Source organism: Collimonas sp., assembly GCF_039923675.1.
Lineage (GTDB): Bacteria > Pseudomonadota > Gammaproteobacteria > Burkholderiales > Burkholderiaceae_D > Collimonas.
In genome coordinates, this window is record NZ_JBDTCG010000006.1 from 1 (window position 1) to 6,146 (window position 6,146).

At 56.7% G+C, this 6,146-nt stretch carries 4 protein-coding genes; all 4 read left to right on the top strand.

All coding sequences use genetic code 11. The features are described 5' to 3' along the window. Positions 1-364 precede the first annotated feature (364 nt). The 4 genes from ABI171_RS00980 to ABI171_RS00995 all read left to right on the top strand — a co-directional run bounded on the left by ABI171_RS00980 (position 365) and on the right by ABI171_RS00995 (position 5,028). Positions 365-2,794: a pilus assembly protein TadG-related protein gene (locus ABI171_RS00980; protein ID WP_348090760.1), complete on the top strand. Its 2,430-nt coding sequence runs from the start codon at positions 365-367 to the stop codon at positions 2,792-2,794. Positions 2,795-2,853: 59 nt separating this feature from the next. Next, positions 2,854-3,990, top strand: a complete 1,137-nt coding sequence (locus tag ABI171_RS00985) for a hypothetical protein (protein WP_348090761.1) — start codon at positions 2,854-2,856, stop codon at positions 3,988-3,990. Positions 3,991-4,143: 153 nt separating this feature from the next. Next, a complete protein-coding gene (locus ABI171_RS00990; protein WP_348090762.1) occupies positions 4,144-4,515 on the top strand; it encodes a MerR family transcriptional regulator in 372 nt (123 codons plus the stop codon). 306 nt (positions 4,516-4,821) lie between these two features. Beyond that, positions 4,822-5,028 (top strand): hypothetical protein, encoded by a 207-nt coding sequence (locus tag ABI171_RS00995; protein ID WP_348090763.1) that lies wholly within the window; start codon positions 4,822-4,824, stop codon positions 5,026-5,028. Positions 5,029-6,146 lie beyond the last annotated feature (1,118 nt).

Here is a 6,146-nt window from a genome sequence, read left to right on the forward strand (position 1 = left end):
AATATCGAAACTCGATTTTCAAACTTCCCAAGAGCCCCCGATAACTGTTTCAATATGTTGCCGTATGTCATTTCTAGGTAACAATAATCGTCTACATTCAGTCTGACGCGAGTAAATAAAGACGCTCGCCGACACAACGGCTACCCAGCAATAGCCGGTTGATCGATCGCTCCGCCCTCCGGCATCGCTCCGGCAAGGGGCGAGCTGCCCCAGAAATTCCAGCAGCTTTGCCTTCATTTGGCAGGCGCAGGTACGGCCGTGATGATCAGCGGCGGGTCGACTGCGCGCGTCAAGCAGATAAAGAAATCGGTTCAGTCAGGCGATAACAGTCGCTTCCGAAATTTGTTCGAATACGGAGTACATAGTGACCCGGGCATCATCAGGCGAAAGCAGCAAGACCGGTAGTTTCATTGCCCGCAAGGGATGGCGTCAGCGCGGCGGGATCATGCCGATCGCTATTTTTTTCATTGCCGTGCTGTGCGTGGGTTTGTTTGCCATCTATAACATGGCGCAAGTGACCAGCCAGAAGCGCCAGCTGGTCAATGCGGCGGATGCGATTGCCTATAGCACGGCCAATCTGGCGGCGGAGGGCTTGAACTATACGGCTTACACCAATCGTGCCATGATTTCCAATTACCAGTCGGTGGGGCAGCTGACGGCTATGTGGTCGACCGTCGGCATGTCGGACCAGTACTGGAAGAATAACAGCAAGGTGATGAAAGGGATCGCGGCGCTGACCAAGTTCATTCCCTATATCGGCGCAGGCCTGTCTGGCGTGACCAACGCGATCGCCAAGTTCGGCGATTTCTGGGAAAAAATCGTCAATGGCGTGCGCGTCAGCAGCCAGGTACTTGCCAATGCCGGCACCGCCACGGTCTCCTTGTCCAACTATGCCATCTTCGCTTCGCAGCAGGTTCACCTGGCGACGACGGTGTCGGCGATGATCAGTTCGCAAAAGGTGTTGCTGGCGGAGAATGCGCCGCAAGCTGAATACATTCCGCAAACCGTCGCTTACCAGATCGGCAAAAGCATGGTGGACTTTGGCAGCATGATCAAGCTGCATCAGCCGCCGCGCAAATTCCTCGGTGTCAGCAAGATGGAGGACAAGCTGCCGCCAGCGGCTGCAAAGCCGGGCGATCCACCGCGCATTCCGTTCAATCTGATCCATCAATTGATGATGAAGGCCGATTTCAACGTTGCCGGGGCCAGCGGCGGCCGCCGACTGTTTCCCAATGCGGTGGGGCTGTGGGCGGTCGACGGCTGCAATCTGTCCGCCGTCAACGGCATGCTGACCGGGCTCGAAACCAATGGCCTGGAACAGATCATTCCCGCATTGAAGGGTAATGTGGCGGCCGATGTCATCGGCCCGGTGATCGAAGCGTTCATGAATACTGTGGGCGTCATCGCCAGCCCGATCATGTGTCTGTATGAACGTACCGGCGGCACCCGCATGATGCAGATGCAGGACGGCACCTATGGCTGGAGCAATATCGATGTCATGGAAATTGACCCGCACCTGTTCAACATCCACATTCCGATGGCAGGTGCGGTCACCCTGTCCAAGGTCGGACGTCAGGGGCTGGACAAGAACCAAGAGATTCCGGCGGACCTGGATAAATTCGTGGATGCCGTGAAAGCCAACAGTTCGGAGAAAAAAGCTTCCTGGGGTGAAGCCTCCGGTGTGGATGACTGCATGTACTTTACGCTGCCCAACGGCGAAGTCTATGCGCCGCGCCTGGGCGGGAAAAACGGCGCCTGCGCTTCCCTGACGGCCGGCGTGGCAAAAAAATACGCCGACCGCGGCGTCTTGAATATTGCGCAATCCGCGGCGTCCAGCGCCATGAAAGGGCAGGCCAAGACCGCCACTGCGACCGATACACTGAACAACACGATCATGGCGCCAATCGAGGCAACCCTGGAGGGCGCTGCGGGCGGCGTCAACTCCAGTACTTCCGCAGGGTCCGTGGTGCATATGCCCGATGCCAATGCAGGAAATACCACCGGCGTACTAGGTGGCGCGCCGGCCGGCATGCCGGCTTCCGGCGCGGCGCTGGATGCGCCCACCCCGGGTAGCGGCGACCCGGAGGTGCAACTGGCTTCGGCGCTGGCGCAACAGGCGGCCAATTTCCAGAATCTGGCCAGCCTGGGCGGCAGCGCCGCCACGTCCATATCCAATATGCTGGGGCATGGGTTCAATCTGGCTACCCAGGCTGCCGACGATCCGCTCGACAACGCCAGCGGCTTCCTGAAGTTCATTCTCAACGCGCTGGGCCTGGGCGATTTGATCGACATCATCAACATGCGCACTTCGCGCGGCGTCGAAACCTTGTTTCAGAAGCCGGGCCTCGGCGGCGCCGTGGCGGCCGACATGGGTTTGCCGGCCGAGCGCTTCGGCATGTGGGAAATGCGCAATGCCGAACTCGGCAATTACCAGATCGGCGACCGCGCGGCCAGCAACCTGTTTGTCGCTTCCAAGGAAATCCAGAACAACGCCTTGAAAGATCTCGGACCGTCATTCGTGGTCGGCTTGCAGGAATCGGTCGGCAATCTGCCGCTGCGCGACGAAGGAAAGTTCAACCTGGGACGGGCCCCGATCAAGGACTACGATGCGGAGCTCAAGCAAAGTTATCTGCAAGCGATCGGCAAGGCGCGTGTGTATTACCGGGCGCCGGTCGAACACTGGACCACGCGCAAGCAGCTCGTCTCGCACGCCAACCTGATGCTGCCGTACTGGAATGCGCGGCTTGAAGGCCTGAACTATCCCGAAAAGTTGTTGTTCTTCGTGATTAACTGATTACCTACTGATTTCTATAGCGATTCTTATTGATGCCTATCTCATCCAAACGATCCAATTTGCAACGCAGTTACGGGCGCAAGCAGCATGGCCAGGCTTTGGCCGAATCCATCCTGGCTTGCAGCATGTTCATGCTGTTCCTGTTGGCGGCGCAGTGGGTCTGGCGTTTTGGCGAACTGAAACAATTGAATACCGAGGCGGCGCGCTTTGCCGTCTGGGAGCGCAGCGCTTATAAGGCGACCGGCGCCGCAGATGTCAAATCGGTCTACAGCGCGGATGCCGATCTAGCGCCTGGCGTTTTTCGCAGCGTTTACCTGACGCCGCGCGGCGCTCGCCAGGTCGAAGCAGGCGGCGCCGGCGCATCGGCGCTGCTACAGGACCATGCGGACTGGATGACGACCGCGGCGCGCTTTTTCACCGACACCTTTGCTAGTGCTACCTTTGGCGGCGTCGCCGGCAGCGCTTTGAGCGTATCGACCAAATCCGTCAAGGTACCTGGCGGACCGATGGGGTTCGACCCGACCGGCAATACCTTGACCAGCCTCAAACTGGATCGGGAGCCTTACGAACGGGTCGAGGTCAACGGCACTATCGGCATGAGCGATTTTGTCGCCACCTTCATGGACAAGACCTTCGGCATTGCGCCAGGCATCGAAGCCAACGGCAGCGCGCCGGGCGGCGCCAGTCCGCGCGTCTTGAGCCACCTGACCATGATCACCAATTCCTGGTCGGCGCCGGGCGCCGTGGCAAGCCAGCGGATCACCAAGGAGCTTAACCCGCTGGATGCGGGCAACCACGTCGGCCTGGTACTCAACAGTAATTACTTCAATCTTCCCGGGCTGATCGGCGGCTCTTCCGGTTTTGGCGGTAATTTCCGGGTTGACCTGGCGGGCATCAATCCGGCTCAGGTGTCGACGCTTGTCTCGCAGGGCATGGGCTTCGACTACAATAGCCTGAAAAATCCCGGCAGCCTGATCAAGGCCTTCAAATCGACCGATGACTATAAGGAGAATTTGAGCGTGGCGGGCGTCATGACCGAGCCTGACTTCATTACCGTAGCGTGCGAATCGAATCCCGGCCGCGCGATTCGGCTGACGCAATACACCCAGGACGAGCTATGCCCGTCCAGCAGCATGCGCGCGCGCACCATCTCCATGTTTGACAATCCCGCCTGGCGGTTTTCGCCGGCGCCATGACATCAGGTTCTGTAAAAAAGGATGTTGATCTTCAGGAAAGCAGCAGAAGACAATCAATTCCTTATGCACAGTTTGCCTAAAAATGTCGCATGTCCCGTTACCCTGTTTGTGCCGAAGCCCGGCCCGCGTTGCCGGTAGCAGGGTGGAAACAGCATGCGAATAGGAGAAATGGCAAAACGGGCAAAAGTGAGCGCACGTATTTTGCGCTACTACGAATCGCAAGGATTGATCCGGTCGCAACGTCTGTCGAACGGTTACCGCGACTATCCGTTGCAAACAGTGGGTATCGTGAAGCAGATCAAGGACCTGCTGCAATGTGGCTTCAGCACGCGGCAGATTTCCGCCTTTTTCAAATCAGCCGGGAACGAAAGCATTGATGTCAAGCACAGCGCCACTGATCTGGCGCCGCACATGGAAAAGCTGCACGAACTGGATCGCCTGATCGATACGCTGACTGAACGTCGGCGGCGTCTCTCCGAGCGGATAGCCTCGTTTGGCCGTCGCGCTGCGGTATCGCTCAAATGACGCTGTCGCGTCGAAAACCCGACTTGCAACGATGGCATCTGATGCGCCTGAAGGTGTTAGTTCAATACGCCACCCACATCCCGGCTACGTTTCGCCAACGTTGTTTGCTGAGTGGTTCAGAAAAAGCAGCGCAGGCTGCTTGAAACGGAAGTCTCCACAATTGACGGCATACCTCACAAAAGGGCGCCAAAAATTTGTTAATCAGGTTTGCAACATATGGCGAGTACAATGAAACAGGTTCGCAAAATCGGGACTGCAGGCGATGTTCCGATGGACCCGACGAGCCTTCATACCTAGGAGATGCGAATGAGTAAAAGTCTTTTTATCAGTCAAGATGCATCTGGAAACTTCATTGTCGAACCTGCCCAAAGCAGCACGCCGATCCATACATCACCGACGCTGGAAGCAGCGATTATCTGGGCCAAGAAAAATCATGCAAATAATCCGTTGCATGCGGCCCGTCTTCCAGAATTGCATGACAAAAAAATCCCCAACCACTGGCGTAAAGTGTAATTGAATTCAATCGATGCAGCGCGAGGCGCTGCGTCGTGTGCCTATGTGCAATCGGCTATCCCTTAGATCGCTAGAGCGGGCTTGGGCTGAATCGCCCGTCTGGCTGCCGCGTCCGATCCATCAAAAATGCGTGCGACAATGGCGTAGCCTCTAACCCAATCGATTGCACCGGCACAATCAGCCGATTCGGCGAAATACGATCCATAGGCGCGCAACCAAGTTTCGCTGATCAGCGAGATTTTGAAAACCGTTGCGCTTCAATATGCTTGACATGTCGAAGCTAAATTCGCCAAGCACTGTGCTGAGACGTCCTGCGGACTCGGCTTTCGGTATCCATTGAAGCCAAGGTGAGATCCTGACATTCGCACTCATCCGGCGTGTCGCTCTTGCCAAATCCCATGTGGCCGGGAGCCACGACGCGATAGCTATCGCCCAGCGTGGCAATTGATCCCTTACTTGGGTCCTAGGGCGGAGGCTCATTGGGACCAGGGGATCCTATCGTGCGGTCCCATGAGACGCTGATCTAGAGATGGTATTTGTAAGATTGCAACAATGTGAATGGAGCGATCCTAAGGCGCCAAGGCGTTGGGCAGTTCGACGGATGGCGTCCGGGCTTGGGCCGCATCAACTGACGCCGGAGTCACGTTTTGGCTGGTTGTAAGGTGCGACGGCATTATCAAAATCATGACGCCAGACGAAAAGCGAGAGGCATGATGACTGCCAAGGGACCGGCTTACGGTCTGATTGGCGGTCGCTTTGTTGTGCTGATGTTGTTTTGATGCAACGGATTAACAGGGATATCGTGACGTAAAAGTGAATATTTGCAAAATCTCATCAACTTAATAAATATTTGCTCGTTTAGCAATTGTTTGCTCGCTAGAATCTCTACCTGGTCGAGATCATGAAAAGAAAGCAAGCAATGGGGAAGAGCACTTTATCCGGTAACGGTGATGGACACCTATCGGGTTTCGTAAAGGGGATGGGACTTGCGCTTTTGTTGGCAGGGGCAGCTCACGACGGCAAGACGCAGACCGTCCAGCCGCAGCCCGATCTTGAGGAACTGCGGCGCCGCGACCCGAATGTGCAAACGCCTTCCAGCGAAGAGCAGCGCCGTCGCA

Excerpts from the sequence above, each read along its gene's own strand:
- ABI171_RS00990 (WP_348090762.1), top strand. The coding sequence starts at position 4,144 with ATGCGAATAGGAGAAATGGCAAAACGGGCAAAAGTGAGCGCACGTATT.
- ABI171_RS00995 (WP_348090763.1), top strand. The coding sequence starts at position 4,822 with ATGAGTAAAAGTCTTTTTATCAGTCAAGATGCATCTGGAAACTTCATT.